Below are 223 nucleotides of genomic sequence, written 5' to 3'. Positions count from 1 at the left end.
AAAGCCAAACAGGCGACCATCTTCATCGTAGTGAAATGCCTTGCTACCTCCCTCTAAGTCTATCTTTGTGTTTTCAGCGGCTTCTGGAATATCGCCATCAAACCGAATAATCAGGTCAATCTCAGTGTCAATGTTGTGCTCCATACGAACGGCAACATGCCCGTTAGCAGCCTCAATATATTTAGGTGATATATGTACCCCGGTTAATCCGGGGTATTTTTCC

Annotated in this window: 1 pseudogene; it reads right to left on the bottom strand. The window is 44.8% G+C overall.

The annotated features are described in order from the left end of the window. Positions 1–223 (bottom strand): annotated as a pseudogene (locus ACGF5R_RS25200) (hypothetical protein); the annotation flags it as partial.

The organism is Photorhabdus sp. RM71S (genome assembly GCF_042879355.1).
GTDB classification, from domain to species: domain Bacteria; phylum Pseudomonadota; class Gammaproteobacteria; order Enterobacterales; family Enterobacteriaceae; genus Photorhabdus; species Photorhabdus kayaii.
This window is presented reverse-complemented; position numbering and strand designations above follow the sequence as displayed.